The following is a 14,252-nucleotide window of genomic DNA, read 5'->3' on the forward strand; positions in this document are numbered from 1 at the left end:
TAATGAAGTCACTCGACCGCGTTATCTACCTGCCATGCGTTTACAGCATCTTCCTAGACTTGTTCTAACCCTATTAACATTGGTTGCAGTCACACTAGTTGCTCTGTCGCCGATGCCAGCTCTAGCTGCCAGTTCTGCAGCGATTCGGGCTTATGATGATGCCGATGCAACCACCAAAGACTATTCGGGGCAGAGCTTGCTGCAAGCAGAATTCAGCAACGCCAACTTAAAGGAAGCCAACTTTAGCAATGCCGATTTACGAGGCGCAGTGTTTAACGGGTCTGCACTAAATCATGCTAATTTTCATGGCGCAAACTTCAGCGATGGCATTGCCTACATTACCGATTTTGCAGAGGCAGATTTGAGTGATGCAATTTTTGATTCTGCGATGATGCTCAAGTCAAACTTTCGCGGCGCGAAGGTCACGGGGGCTGACTTTAGCTTTGCGCTACTTGACCGAGAGCAGGCGATGGCCCTCTGTGAAACGGCTCGTGGCTCTAATCCAGTAACGGGCGTGGACACGCGAGAGTCTTTGGGCTGTCGCTAAGTCGATTGTCAGGTCTGAGCAAGATTTTTATTGTCCGCAGCAGCGATCGATTCCTAGGCTGTCTAGCAGCAGATCGCTGACTGCGTTGGCAACGGCGAATTCGCTATAAAAACTTTTAGAAAAGTCAAATGCCTGCATCTCCGTCAGGATGGCGATCACCAAGGAGCCGACATCGTTTTCTCCTTCCATCCGCTGACGCACAAACACTTGGGCAGCGCGTTTAGCAATGTCTTGATTGACGGGTTCTGGAATAAACTCGTGGTCTAGCCATTGGTGCAAAGTTTCCTGGAGCCACTGTCCCTCTTGTTGAGCATCTTGAGGCGGCGGCAGGGTAATGGGTGAAATTGGCTCAGCCATAGTCAAGCAAGTAGTGGAGGGCTTTCCTGCTGAGTTAGAATGACCAGTCAGGATTTGTGATCACTATATAACAATCCCGGGGATGCATTCATCACTCCATCGACAATCAACGGCGTCTAGCAGCAGTTTGGCATGAGTGAGGAATAAACCATGCATTTTGACCTTTCTGCCATTGTTCAAGGATATGCTCAGGGCTGCTTTTTGATGGCCGATGAGACGGGCAGAAACTTGAGCTGGTATTCCAGTCGAGAGCGAGCACTGATTCCACTGGATGAACGATTTCGATATCCGCGATCGCTCCAGCGTGTGCTTAACCAAAATCGCTTTACTATTGCTGTCAATCAGGACTTTGAGTCGGTGGTTGACGGTTGTGCCAATCGGGAAACAACCTGGATTTCACCAGAGCTGCGAGAAATTTACTTCGCGCTCTACAAAGCTGGCTACGCCTACAGTTTTGAAACCTGGCAGGGCGATCGCCTGGCAGGGGGTATTCTCGGCATTGTGATCGGTGCGGCTTTTATTGGAGAGTCTATGTTTTTCGCTATTCCCGAAGGCTCTAAGGTGGCAATGGTGAAGCTGGTAGAGAGATTGCGATCGCGTCATTTTCACTTGTTTGACGCTCAAATGATGAACCCTCACCTGGAGAGATTTGGAGCCTACTACATCGGCAATCGAGAGTACAAAAATCTGCTCAAGCAAGCCCTCCCCCATCACTGCTCTCTGGTCTGAATTCTCTAGACCTTCTGCACGAATCACTTTTCCAAGCATGCATGGTAGCGCGGCTGAGCCGCGCTACCATGCATGCAGCAGATTTTCTAATCTGAAATTCCTTACTCCAGCCCTGAGAGCCATTTTCCGATCACTCCAGCGGGAGATGTGAATTGCATAGCACTCTTGTGATGATGAGCACAAGGAATTTTTGTGTTTAAATCCATTTGGCTTAAGACGCTATTAGCCATCAACTTTGAGTGAGGAAAGGGCGATCGCAATGGCAAATCTAGAGCAGCTTGCCTTATTTCAAGAAGACACCATTCTGTGGAATCGCTGGCGAGAGGAGAATCCCCAGGTCAGGCCCGATTTTGTTGGCGTTGACTTTAGTGGTCTTGACCTCAGAGGACACAATTTCAGCGGCGTTGACTTAACCGATGCTAATTTCCGGGGCGGCGACTTAATCAAAGCTGACTTTAGCGAAGCCATTCTAGATGAAGCTGACCTCAGCAACAGTGACCTCATCAAAACTGACTTTAGCAACGCTGACCTGTCCAACGCTGACTTGAGTGAGTCAGGTACCCGAGAATCTGACCTGAGCGGGGCAAACCTCAAAGAAGCAAATCTGATTGGCACCGACTTGGCTGGCGCAAATGTCATTGGCGCAAATTTGAGTAACGCTGACTTGATTGGCGCAAACTTAGAAGGCGCCAGTCTAGTTAAAGCTAACCTTAGCCACGCTGACTTGAGTGGCGCAAATCTCAGTCGAGCTAGTCTAATCAAAACTAACTTGGCTGGAGCTAGTCTGATTGGCGCAAATCTGAGCGGTGCAAACCTGAGTGGTGCAAACCTGAGTGGTGCAAACCTGAGTGGTGCAAACTTAGAAGGTGCTGTGATGCCTGATGGAAAAGTCAATCAACAATCCACCAAAAAATAGTTCACAGGACAAGGGGCGTTCTAACGTAAGGCAAAGCGACGCACTGCGAACAAGCTACCCATCAACCCTACGGTGCTTCCCAAAAGTAGTAGTGCTAGGGGCAGTAGGATAGTCTGCTGACGGCTTAAATCTAAGCTGTTGGTCAAAAATTGAATAAACTCTGGCTGTTGGGCTAGCAAATGGTTGATAAATTGCTGTACACCCGCAATTAAGCCCCACGAAATGATGGCTCCAGCAATTCCAAAGGCAATTCCCTGGAGAATGAACGGCAGATAAATCCAGGTTGTGGTTGCACCCACTAATTGCATCACCTCAATCTCACGCCGACGCGCCATCACGATTAGGCGAATGGTTGTGGTGATGACAGCGATCGCCGTCATCGTCAGGATGGCGGTCACGCCAAGGCTGACCCAGTTTAGCCCCTGGTTGAGTTGGGCAATGCGCTTGACTGCCTCATCCACATACTGCACTTCATCGACTCCCTGCATCACAGCCAGCTTTTCAGCCAGAGCAGGCACTTGTTCTGAATCCCTAGCTTTGACTTTGATTTCATCCACAAGCGGGTTGCCGTTTAGCTGCTGGGTAGCTCCTTGGATGTCTGAAACTCCCATATCTTTGACCAGTGCTTCCCAGGCTTGCTCTTTGGAGGTTGTTGCCACTCCAGAAACTTCTGGCATAGCCTCGATCAGAGGTTTTAATGTGTCTGCCTGAACTCCGGTTTCTAAATAAACCGACACCTCAAGCTGACTACCAAACTGGTTGAGCAAACTCTCAAGCTGCCAGGAAGATTGAAGACTCACACCAAACAGAAACAGCAGCACCGTAACCGTGCTAATCGCTGCCCAGTTCATCCAGCCGCCCCGTTTCAACCCCAGTAGGGTTTCACGCAGCAGGTAATCTGATTTAGTGAGAAATTGCAGCACGCAATAGCCTCCGCTTGAGAGTTATGAGGTTTAAATTCAGAAATTGTGAGTTTAAAGGGTCTTCAAAATTCACAACTTAGGATTCGTACCTATTGAACAAATTCATAGAGTAAACCAACTTGACCTTTTCGTAAAACGGTCAAAAATTGTCTCCTAGCAGTACCCGTAAATTGGTTGTACCAATTCTCTTGAAGGTTGCATATTCCAAAATATTCAGCCTTCTGTAGAAACAGGATTAGATTCAGGTAGTGTGATTGAATCCGTCTGTCGAGGAGTGCATTTATGGCTGCTGAAGTGACTGTAATTAACCATCCACTGATCCAGCATAAGCTGACTTTAATGCGACGGGTTGAAACCAGTACAGCCAAATTTCGAGCGCTGCTAAAAGAAATTAGTATGCTACTGGCGTATGAAGTCACCCGTGATTTGCCGCTGAAGACCGAGCGCATTCAAACACCCATGTCACCGATGGATGCCCCGATTTTAGCTCCAGAAAAGAAAATGGTGCTCGTCTCAATTATGCGGGCAGGGCAAGGAATTTTGGACGGCATGTTGGAGTTGATGCCGTCGGCAAGAGTGGGGCACATTGGCTTATATCGCGATCCTCGAACTTTGGTGGTGATTGAGTACTACTTTAAGGTGCCGCAAGACATTGAAGAACGAGACATTCTCGTCGTCGATCCGATGCTGGCGACTGGAAACTCAGCAGTCGCAGCCGTGCATCGCTTAAAGGAGACGAATCCCAACTCCATCAAGTTTGTCTGTCTGTTGGCTGCCCCAGAGGGAATTCGCCATTTCCATAGCCAGCACCCAGATGTGCCGATCTACACGGCAGCAATCGACAACAAACTAGACGAGCATGGCTACATTTTGCCTGGGCTGGGGGATGCAGGCGATCGACTCTTTGGCACCAAGTAGGGGCAGGTTTAGCCCTAAAGCGATCGCCTTGGTGCAAAAACTCTGGCAAAACCTGCCCCTACAGGGGGTTAAACCTCTCACAAATCCCCCAATTTAAGCGATCGCCCCAACCGACTTTAGTTCAAAAATCCTCTCGATCGCGTTTGCCACAACGCGGTCGGGAGTCGAAGCCCCAGATGTAACGCCGACCACAATTTTGCCCTCTGGCAGCCAGTTTTCGTAGACCTCCAGATCTTGATGCAGCGGCTTGTGTTCAACCCGATTGCCCGGGCCAATCCGCTCGGCGCTGTCAATGTGGTACGAGGGAATGCCCCGCTCGACTGCGATTTCCTGGAGGTGAGTCGTGTTAGACGAGTTGTAGCCGCCAATGACTAACATCAGGTCGAGCGGTTCCTCCACCAGCTCAAACATGGCATCTTGCCGTTCCTGGGTTGCGTCACAGATCGTGTTAAAGCTGAGAAAATGCTGGTTGAGTGCCGTAGGGCCATATTTTTTCAGCATGGTGTGTTCAAACAGCTTGCCGATTTGCTCGGTTTCTCCCTTCAACATAGTGGTCTGATTAGCAATGCCAACTCGCTCCAAATCTTTGTCGGGGTCAAATCCAACGGAGCAGGCGCGGTTAAACTTTTCCATGAATTCCTGGCGATCGCCCCCGTTCAGGATGTAATCACAGACATACTGGGCTTCTGCCAAGTTCAAGACAATCAGGTAAGTGCTGGCAAAAGAGCTAGTGGCGATCGTTTCTTCGTGGTTGTACTTACCGTGAATGATCGAGGTGTGGCTACTTTTTTTGTGCTTCTCAACCGTATTCCAGACCTTTGATACCCAGGGGCAGGTCGTATCGACGATGGTGCAACCTTTGTCATTGAGCAGCTGCATTTCCTGAACGCTAGCGCCAAAAGCAGGCAAAATCACCACATCTCCCCGATCAACCACCGAGAAGTCTTTTTGACCTGCGTTCACCGCAATGAAGCCCACCTGCATATCTCGCAAGCGCTGATTCACAGAAGGATTGTGAATAATCTCGTTAGTGATCCAGAGCCGCTCCGTAGGAAAGTGCTGGCGCGTTTCGTAAGCCATTGCCACAGCTCGCTCCACACCCCAGCAAAAGCCAAACGCCTCGGCCAACCGAATCGTCACATCACCCCGATTTAAGGTGTAGTTGTTGTCGCGAATTTGCTGAATCAGATCGCTCTGATACTCGGTCTGCATTTGACCAGAGACTTCGGCTTCGTGACCAAATCCTTTGCGATGGTACTGCTCCGACGCATTGAGCGATCGCTTAAAAGCTTTTGTATCCATACCATCTCCCTACAAACTACACCTAACGAATAAAGCTACCTCAACTTTAGTGGGCATTGTCCACCTGACACAAGGCAGAATGCCTAGCAACTCACAGTTCCTACACACTCATTTCCAGCATTCGCTGAATTGGACGCAGTGCTGCAGCCTGAATATCGCCTGGAAGAGTAATTTCGGGTGTGCGATTTTTCATGCACAGATAGAGCTTCTCCAGAGTATTCAGTCGCATGTGAGGACACTCGTTGCAAGCGCAGCTATTCATTGGCGGGGCAGGGATGAACTGCTTATCGGGAGCCTGTTTCTGCATCTGGTGAATGATCCCCGATTCTGTCACCACAATAAATGCCTGCTTGGAGCTTTTTTGAGCGTACTTCAACAGCGCAGTCGTCGAGCCAATGTAGGAAGCATGGCGCAAAACAGCAGGTTCACATTCAGGGTGAGCGATTACCTCGGCGGACGGGTGAGCAACTTGAAGCTGCACCATTTTCTTTTCAGAAAAGTTTTCGTGTACCATGCAAGCCCCGTCCCAGAGCACCAGGTCGCGCCCTGTTTCTGCCATGACGTAGCGTCCCAGGTTGCGATCGGGCGCAAAAATAATCGGCTGATCTTTGGGAATCTGGTTAACGATCTGGACGGCATTCGAGCTAGTGCAAATGATGTCACTCATTGCCTTGATCTCAGCCGTGCAGTTGATATAGGAAACTACAAGATGATCAGGATGGGCTGCTTTGAAGGCGGCAAAGGACTCGGGCGGACAGCTATCTGCTAGGGAACATCCTGCATCCAGGTCAGGCAACAGCACAAGCTTGTTGGGGTTGAGAATTTTGGCGGTTTCTGCCATGAAGTGAACTCCGGCAAAAACAATTACCTCGGCGTTGGTGTTAGCCGCTTGTTGAGACAGCCCTAATGAATCTCCAATGTAGTCTGCGATGTCCTGAATATCGGGGTCTTGATAGTAGTGAGCCAAGACCACAGCATTTAATTCTCGCTTTAAGGTTTGAATTGCCTGAAACAAGTCACGAGGCAAGGCAGACAATTGGTTTTGGTCGAGTTTAGACGGTGCAGTAGTGAACACAGTAAAAAAACGCTGTTAGTAGAGTGAACTCGGAAGCCTCCTGATTATAGTTGTTTTTACCAAAAACAACATGACTATTCCTGCTCCAAAATCCTGAAGTGAATCCGCAGAGATCCCAGCCCACACACCAGCCGCAGGATGGACAGGACTGCTTTACCCATTTCATTGCCCAAAGTCCAGTAAATAGGCACCAGTTCGCATTCCTTATCCTTCTACACGCAGCTTAGGTGCAGGAAGAGTGAAGGGTGGGAGTTTTGTCTTGAAATACCAATATTCGAGTGCTCCATTCAACAAAACAGCCACGCACATGGCGTGGCCTCAGGAGCATGAATTGCAAGAGGAATCAGCCCTCTAAACTTTTTGCGGGTTCAATCTACGACTTGCAGGAGATCGTGACGCAAGCCATATAGCACTCGATGAATTAACGCTCGCTGCTCTTCTGCTAAAGCATTTTGAGATAAAGCAGAGACAAGACGGCTCTCTTCAACGCGAGTGATTTTGCGGGAAAACAAAATTTGTTCAACCAAATCTTCCAAAGGGATCTGGTAAACGGAGGCTTGAGTCTGCATCTGGCTAGAGATTAAGCGATGTTAAAACTATCGGTCATTCGGAACAAATCAGACGTGATTGAGGTGCAGCTTTTGTGTGATTATTTCCTTCTACAGAGGTGATCTATATCACTGCATAAAGCCTTGTTTTCAAAATTCAAGTTTTTGCAAAGACTCAGTGATAGAAGTTAAACATCCGCTGTAGCAACTCACGCTGCTGAGGGAGCGCAATAGGTCAGCGCTCAAAATCTAAAGCCGACTTGCCCATTCACTCCTCGAATGGAGTGGTAGCCTGCACCTAAGATAAGATTGTCGGTGGGGTTAATCTGGACTCCACCAGAAACAGCAACTCCCTGGTCTTCTGAGTAAAGTCCTAAACCGACGTAGGGAGAAACCTGATCGATCAGGGGCAGATTCACAAATGCCAGGGCATCAACTCCGGTTGAGTCCTCAGTTCCCAGCCCAAACTCGACTCCCAGGTTTAAGGCTCTTGCACCAATTGAAAAGGTAGTTTCGTCATTGCGGCTACCGACCGACACCCAGGGTTGAGGAATGAGTTGAGCAGCGGCTTCTCCCGCAGGAATCAACGCAAGGGATGCAATTAAAGTGGTAGAGAAGAGGATAGATTTCATGGCTTAATCAGCACCCTAAGTGCTGTGACGGTTGGTATCTGTCAAGATCGCACTCACCAGTAGAACAATCAGTCACTCACTGGCGCAGAGCTTGCTTGATTTTACGTTTTGTCGCGTAATAACGTTTCTCTAAAAAGAGGCTACAGAGTAAATCTGACGATCGCCTTCTGAATAGGTTGCAGTGGCGCGATGTGCAGCTAATGACTAAAGTACAAGGCTGAGAATTTCGTGGGCAGCGCGATCGCACACTCCCGGTTCCCCTAAAGCCTGACGCATCTTCTGATAGTCTGCTAGCATTTGCTGCCTGGCTTCTGGCTGCAGCAGTTTCAGGGCGGTGTGGGTGACGCTCTCTGGGGTCGCATCGTCCTGAAGTAACTCTGGCACGATAGGCTGCATCTCGACTAGGTTAGGCGGCGACATGAACGGGATTTTGAATTTTAGAATGTTTTGGGCAATCCAGGCGGTGAGAGGACTAACCCGATACAGCACGACCTGCGGAATGTCGAGCAGGGCAAGCTCCAGGTTGACCGTTCCCGACTTGGCGATCGCCAGATCCATTGCAGCAAAGACGGTTTGCACCTGTTCAGTCACTAGAGTTGCTCGTAAACCGTAAGTCTGAATCGCTTGCTCAACCGGACGGCGATATGCCTCAAGCGACAGCGGCACCCAGAACTCTACGTGCGGCAGTTGTGCCTGAATGCGACGAGCGGCTTCAAAGATGACAGGCAGCAGATACTTCACTTCCTGGTGGCGAGAGGCAGGGAGGAGGGCGATCGCCACCTGATCGGGCGCTATTCCCAAAGCTTCTCGCGCCTGCGATCGGCTGGGTGTTGACTGCATCCGGTCAACCAGAGGATGCCCTACCCAGGTGACATCGGCTCCCCACTTTTCGTAGTAGCAGGCTTCTTCTGGAAAAATTGCCAGTAGCCGATCAACAAGTTCTACCACGCGTTTTGTTTTGTTTGCGCCCAACGACCAGACCCACTCCTGCGGCGCAATGTAGTAAACCACAGGAATCTGGGGAAAATGCCGCTTTACGTAGCTGCCAATTCCCAAATTAGGGGCGAGATAGTCAATCATGACCACCAGGTCAGGCGGATTTTGGCGCAAATAGCGCTTCACTCGCCGCTGCATTTGCAGGGTGGGCAGGACGTAGGGTAAAGATTCAAAAATTCCGATCGAGCCAATGGCGCTAGTGTCGCCTAGCAGAGTTGCCCCTGCCGCTGCCATACGTTTTCCGCCCAATGCGAGAATCTCCAGGTTTAGCCCACTTTGCTTAGCCCGATCTCGCAAAGCTTTTACCAGCAATGCGCCCTGGAGATCGCCAGAGACCTCACCCGTACTGATAAAGATACGGATTTGCCTGTCATCTCTCATCCTTCATCCTTGCCCTTTCCCCCTCGCCCTGGAGTCAGTCCGCGTCGTCCTTTCACTTGGGCTGCGATCAGAAATTGGCGCAGGTGTTGGAGGTGTTCGTTGTCGGGCAGCAGGTCAAATTGTTCGATCGCTTGATTAAGGGTGAGTCCAGAGCGGTAGATCATGCGAAAGGCTTTTTTGAGCGACTGCAAGACTTTACCGTCATCTGCCTCGGCTAGTCCTGCCCGCCGTAAGCCGACCTGGTTAAGCGATCGCACACGCGAGGGGTTTCCCTCGACCAGCATGTAGGGAGGCACGTCTCGGTCAACTCGGCTCATGCCGCCAACCATAGCGAGACGACCGATGCGGACAAACTGGTGAATCCCCAGTACGCCGCTAATTCTGGCTTTAGACTCAATGTAAATGTGACCAGCCAAGGCAACTGCGTTGGCAATGATCACCTGGTCTTCGATGATGCAGTTGTGACCAACATGGACATAGGCCATCAGCAGGGTATCGCTGCCGATAATGGTAGCTTCCCCCGCTCCAGTTGCCCGATTGATGGTGACATATTCTCGAATTCGGTTGCGATCGCCAATCTTGACCAGACTCAGGGAGCCGTCATATTTCAAATCCTGCGGCTCAGTCCCAATGACAGCTCCAGGAAAAATCTGATTGTGCTCCCCAATTTCTGTCCAGCCATCCAGGACAACATGTGCCCCAATCACGGTTTCCGCACCAACGATTACCTTTTCCCCAATCACACTGTACGGCCCCACTTTGACAGTGGGGTGCAGCTCGGCACCAGGATGAATTACAGCAGTTGGATGAATCAAAGTAGTCAAGGGCTGGTCTCCAGTCGCTTTCAGCCTATCGCTTTCAGCTTTTTATTCACTTTCTATGTCAATTAATCCACTAGAGAAAACATCAGTTCGCCTTCTGCAACCAACTGACCGTCAACTTCAGCCCGTCCCTGCATTTTGCCAAACCGTCGTCGCTTCACGACAAGCAAATCGACCGTCATGATCAGCTGATCTCCAGGCACAACGGGACGGCGAAAGCGGACTTTATCGATGCCAGCAAACATCAGTAAGCCTTCGGGTACATCCGGAAGCTGAGTGAGAACGATGCCACCTACTTGGGCCATCGCTTCGACAATTAACACTCCGGGCATGATCGGTCGCCCAGGAAAGTGTCCTTGAAAGTGGGGTTCGTTAAAAGTGACGTTTTTGATGCCTACGGCTCGTTCGCCAGGCACATAATCGATGATTCGATCAACCAGAGAAAACGGATAGCGGTGTGGCAGAAGTTGCTGAATTTCTTCTAGGGTAAACACTTTTTTAGGCTGGCGATTTACCACCTCTTGTTCCGCGTCGGTTGTGAGAGGAGTCGGTGTGTGAACGTCAACTAATGTAGACATGGATTCGGTTAGGTCGGTTAAGTAGGGCTTTGTTAGAAGAGAACTGCAAAAGAAAACTGCTCACAACACCGCTAAAACGATGCTAGCTGGGCAGAAAATTTTGGGCCACAAGCCGAGCGAGTTGGGTGTGCAGGCTGTGGCTAGCTTTATAGGCTAGAACATGGACAAGGGGAAAGATTCCCAACAAACTTAAATCCCCTACTAAGTCTAAAAGTTTATGACGCACTGGCTCATTTGAAAATCTTAGGGGTGGGTTTAACCATCCTTCAGTTCCACAAACCAGCGCATTTTCTAGACTACCGCCTTTGATTAACCCATTTTGTTGCAACTGCTCAATTTGGTGCGCCAGTCCAAAAGTGCGGGCAGGGGCGATCGCCTCTGCAAAACTTTCTTGGGCTGGTGTCCAGCTATACCATTGATTGCCGATCACAGGCAAGTCAAAGTCAATGCCGTAGGTAAAACGCAAGGCTGGAGCAGGTATCGCCGCAACAAATGCGTCGCCCTGGTGAACCCAGATCGGTTCCTTGAGCGTATAGACTGAACGGGGATCAGACTGGGCAACTAGACCAGAGTGGGCGATCGCCTCCACCCACTCTCGGGCTGACCCATCCAATAGCGGCACTTCTGCCCCGTCGATTTCAATCCGAGCATTGTCAACTCCCATCCCAGCCAGCGCTGCCAGCAAATGCTCCACCGTGCGAACGCTAGCCTCCCCACTGACCAACTCTGTAGAGAGGAGAGTTTGACTCACCGCAGTGATATTTGCCGGAATGCGGGGTAACCCTGCCTGATCGACACGAACGAAGTAGCGCCCCTCTCCCGCTGGCGCAGGCAAGACCCGGACATGGGTTGACAAACCCGAATGCAAACCGACCCCTGACCGCTCAAACCCGGTCGCCAATGTGTGCTGTAGTGAAGTCTCAACTAACCGCTCAGGATTACGTTCTAGCTGCTGCACCCGTATTTCCCTCATCCTTCATCCCTCATCGAACGGTAGGGAGCCGGGAAGAGTAGGTGTGAACACTGCTGGTTCCCTCACCCTACCCTTCATCCCTCATCCTTCCTAAAACCTTTCCCCAATGCCGAAGTGCAGCCTGCTGTCACCCTCGTCATTGAAGCCGTAGTCAACTCGGATCGCGCCCAGGGGAGACTGAACCCGAACCCCTACACCATAGCCAAAACCAAACCCAGGTTTGTCTCGAATTTCGGCTGGCTCGCCCGGTACATTGTCTCCGGTACCCAGATCAGAGCCAACATCGACAAACAGTGCTCCACCTACAATTGCGAAGATCGGAAAACGGTATTCAGCCGTTGCTTGAACAAAGCTACGACCACTGCCCAATTCCCCTGAATCGTAGCCTCGGACAGAATCAGTGCCGCCCAGAGAGAAAGCTTCATAGGGAGGTAAATCTCCGAAGATAGTTCCTGCCTGAAGGTTAAGCGCTAAGGTTTCTGGTCCTTCGGTAAAGTTGGTGTAGTCTACCGGGATGTAGTAACTGTAGCTCGCCCGCAAGCGGTTAAACAGAATGCCACTGAGAGGGACGGTTTGCTCGGTGCTTAGGCGTAGCAAAGAGCCGCTAGTCGGCTGAAGTGGGTTGTCTCGCAAATCTTGAGCAAGTCCAAGCTGGAAGATCAGCAGATCATCGGTGCCGTCGTCGTTAAAGCTGAGCAAGTTGCCCAGCTCGTCTCGTGGGGTAATTTCTCCATCTCCATCGCGAAGGGAGACACGCTGATATTGCAAGCCCGCAGAGGCTCTCCAGTTCTCTAATCCCAGCCATTCATCCAGGGGACGGCTGAAACTAACGCCTCCTCCTAAACGCTGCACACGGGGGCGATCGCCATTCTCTAGCTCAACCTCGTTCTCTCCTCCGTCAAAAATCAGCGAGATCGATCGGCGGTTAAACAAGTTCACGGTGTAGGAAGTGCGATAGGGATCACCCGCAATCCACGGGTCAGTAAAGTTAAGGTCAAATAATAGAGCATCCCGTTCTCCAAGCTGAACCTCTGCTCCGAGCCGCTGGTTGTTGCCGCCCAGGTTTTGCTCTTGATAGCTGACCGTGCCAAACAAACCGCTAGCCGAGCTAAAACCAACCCCTGCTGCCAAGGAGCCTGTATTGCGCTCAATCACATTGACGACCACATCTACCTTGCGGGGATCATCGCCTGGATTCAGTGAAACCCTGACATCCTCAAAAATTCCTAAGCCAAAAACTCGCTGCAAGTCTGACTGGATCGCGGTCTGGTTAAACACGTCTCCCGATTGCGACTCAAACTCACGAGTAATGATAAATTCTCTGGTTTTGCCTTCAATCGGTTCCCCGTTTTCGTCTTCAGTCTCGCCATCCTCGCCTAGAAAAAGCACTTGAATGTCTTCAATTTCACCCTCAGCAACCAGCAGCGTTACCGTTCCATCGGGCGAAACCTGAGGAGCATCGATGACCTGAGCCAATACATAGCCGTTGTCCTGATACCACTGGTTAAGCTCCTCAATGCCAAACTGAAACTCTCTTAAATTGAGGATGCTGCCGTACTGCTCAGCAAAAATTTCGTCTACTACCGTTTGGGGCAATACCTGATTGCCTTGAACTTGAACTTCCTGTAGGACTGGGTTAGGTGCTACTTCAAACGTGACTCTCACACCCAATGGGGTATCTTGTGGCACGGCTCGCACGTCTGAGAAAAAGCCCGTTGCAAAAATTGAGTTGATGTCTTCCTGCAACTGTGAACGAGTAGTTGTGCGTCCTGGCTGCGTCCGAATCGCTTGATAAACCACGTCTTGCAGCTCGCCCTCAGCACCGGTTACTGCTACTTCTGCGACGAGTACACGCGGCTCAGCGGGTGAAGTTTCTGCGTCGGGGGCAGGAGCAGGCGGGCTGCCTGCGGGTGGTGCATCCTCCTCAGCTCCAGGTTGATCATCTGCTGGAGAAACATCAGGAGGAGGGGCATCTTGCTCAGGCTGCGCGTCTTCTGAAGGCACACTAGGAGTCTCTGGGGTCTCATCCAGCGAGTCATCGCCCTCCGAAGACGGCGTAATGTCAAACTGAATCTGGTTTGGGGTTTCCTGTACTGGCGTTTGGGTGTTGGGTGGCGGACTGCCTGCGTCTGCCGGAGGGTCTGCTATGGGGGGAGATGTGGGAGACTGCGCCCAAAGATTTGCGATGGAGGGTTCTGGGGCGCTCACCGTTGGCAAGGCAGACAGAACGGAAGTAGACAAACCAGACTGATTTGTCTGTGCAATGATCTCAGAACCGTTGCTTTGTCCGGTAGCTGGAGCTACCTCAGACGTTTGCGATTGGGCAGGACGGGATAGACCAAGAGCAGCAGAGGCAGTAAAGACTGCCAGTAAAACTGGAGAGAGACGCATATTGTTTGGGTTTTTTAGCACTTCCACACACCACGACCTGCCATTGCAGGTGAAGGACACAGAGAATCAGGCAGAGGAACCAATCGTTTTAAAGTCGAACGATCTTGAGCAAACGATGCTGAGCAATCGGAGAAATTTTACAGCATTGATGAAACAACATTCGCC

General features: G+C 50.7%; 15 protein-coding genes. 4 read left to right on the forward strand and 11 right to left on the reverse strand.

Going from position 1 to position 14,252, the window contains the following annotated elements:
* Window positions 1-34: 34 nt before the first annotated feature.
* Complete coding sequence (locus tag H6G00_RS33685; RefSeq protein ID WP_190642973.1) at window positions 35-547, forward strand: pentapeptide repeat-containing protein; 513 nt, start codon at window positions 35-37, stop codon at window positions 545-547.
* 27 nt (window positions 548-574) lie between these two features.
* On the opposite strand, the gene H6G00_RS33690 is transcribed toward H6G00_RS33685, so the two are convergent.
* Window positions 575-904: a hypothetical protein gene (locus H6G00_RS33690; protein WP_190642874.1), complete on the reverse strand. Its 330-nt coding sequence runs from the start codon at window positions 902-904 to the stop codon at window positions 575-577.
* Window positions 905-1,054: 150 nt separating this feature from the next.
* Between H6G00_RS33690 and aat the strand changes: the two genes are divergently transcribed.
* Entirely contained in the window at window positions 1,055-1,633 is a 579-nt protein-coding gene (aat, locus tag H6G00_RS33695) for a leucyl/phenylalanyl-tRNA--protein transferase (protein WP_190800074.1), read from the forward strand.
* Window positions 1,634-1,868: 235 nt separating this feature from the next.
* Window positions 1,869-2,549, forward strand: a complete 681-nt coding sequence (locus tag H6G00_RS33700) for a pentapeptide repeat-containing protein (RefSeq protein ID WP_199318867.1) — start codon at window positions 1,869-1,871, stop codon at window positions 2,547-2,549.
* Between the two features lie 20 nt (window positions 2,550-2,569).
* On the opposite strand, the gene H6G00_RS33705 is transcribed toward H6G00_RS33700, so the two are convergent.
* Window positions 2,570-3,472: a permease-like cell division protein FtsX gene (locus H6G00_RS33705; RefSeq protein WP_190642876.1), complete on the reverse strand. Its 903-nt coding sequence runs from the start codon at window positions 3,470-3,472 to the stop codon at window positions 2,570-2,572.
* A 282-nt stretch (window positions 3,473-3,754) separates the two neighbouring features.
* Between H6G00_RS33705 and upp the strand changes: the two genes are divergently transcribed.
* Window positions 3,755-4,390, forward strand: a complete 636-nt coding sequence (gene upp, locus H6G00_RS33710) for a uracil phosphoribosyltransferase (protein WP_190642877.1) — start codon at window positions 3,755-3,757, stop codon at window positions 4,388-4,390.
* Between the two features lie 93 nt (window positions 4,391-4,483).
* Here the strand turns inward: upp and H6G00_RS33715 are convergent, their stop codons facing one another.
* The 9 genes from H6G00_RS33715 to H6G00_RS33755 all read right to left on the reverse strand — a co-directional run bounded on the left by H6G00_RS33715 (window position 4,484) and on the right by H6G00_RS33755 (window position 14,087).
* On the reverse strand, window positions 4,484-5,692 hold the full coding sequence (locus tag H6G00_RS33715) for a 4-hydroxy-3-methylbut-2-enyl diphosphate reductase (protein ID WP_190800075.1): 1,209 nt from the start codon (window positions 5,690-5,692) through the stop codon (window positions 4,484-4,486).
* A 100-nt stretch (window positions 5,693-5,792) separates the two neighbouring features.
* Complete coding sequence (gene nadA / locus H6G00_RS33720) at window positions 5,793-6,767, reverse strand: quinolinate synthase NadA (RefSeq protein ID WP_190800076.1); 975 nt, start codon at window positions 6,765-6,767, stop codon at window positions 5,793-5,795.
* 368 nt (window positions 6,768-7,135) lie between these two features.
* On the reverse strand, window positions 7,136-7,336 hold the full coding sequence (locus H6G00_RS33725; protein ID WP_190800077.1) for a hypothetical protein: 201 nt from the start codon (window positions 7,334-7,336) through the stop codon (window positions 7,136-7,138).
* 221 nt (window positions 7,337-7,557) lie between these two features.
* Complete coding sequence (locus tag H6G00_RS33730) at window positions 7,558-7,947, reverse strand: hypothetical protein (protein ID WP_190686482.1); 390 nt, start codon at window positions 7,945-7,947, stop codon at window positions 7,558-7,560.
* Between the two features lie 204 nt (window positions 7,948-8,151).
* A complete protein-coding gene (lpxB, locus tag H6G00_RS33735) occupies window positions 8,152-9,306 on the reverse strand; it encodes a lipid-A-disaccharide synthase (protein WP_190800105.1) in 1,155 nt (384 codons plus the stop codon).
* A gap of 14 nt (window positions 9,307-9,320) precedes the next feature.
* Window positions 9,321-10,148, reverse strand: a complete 828-nt coding sequence (lpxA, locus tag H6G00_RS33740; RefSeq protein WP_190800078.1) for an acyl-ACP--UDP-N-acetylglucosamine O-acyltransferase — start codon at window positions 10,146-10,148, stop codon at window positions 9,321-9,323.
* 62 nt (window positions 10,149-10,210) lie between these two features.
* Complete coding sequence (gene fabZ / locus H6G00_RS33745; protein WP_190642883.1) at window positions 10,211-10,723, reverse strand: 3-hydroxyacyl-ACP dehydratase FabZ; 513 nt, start codon at window positions 10,721-10,723, stop codon at window positions 10,211-10,213.
* Window positions 10,724-10,805: 82 nt separating this feature from the next.
* The gene (gene lpxC / locus H6G00_RS33750) at window positions 10,806-11,696 is read right to left on the reverse strand and encodes a UDP-3-O-acyl-N-acetylglucosamine deacetylase (protein ID WP_190800079.1); all 891 of its coding nucleotides are present in this window, start codon (window positions 11,694-11,696) and stop codon (window positions 10,806-10,808) included.
* 90 nt (window positions 11,697-11,786) lie between these two features.
* Window positions 11,787-14,087, reverse strand: a complete 2,301-nt coding sequence (locus H6G00_RS33755; protein WP_190800080.1) for a BamA/TamA family outer membrane protein — start codon at window positions 14,085-14,087, stop codon at window positions 11,787-11,789.
* Between the last annotated feature and the right edge of the window lie 165 nt (window positions 14,088-14,252).

It is taken from the genome of Leptolyngbya sp. FACHB-541 (genome assembly GCF_014695875.1).
Taxonomy (GTDB): domain Bacteria; phylum Cyanobacteriota; class Cyanobacteriia; order Elainellales; family Elainellaceae; genus JAAUTN01.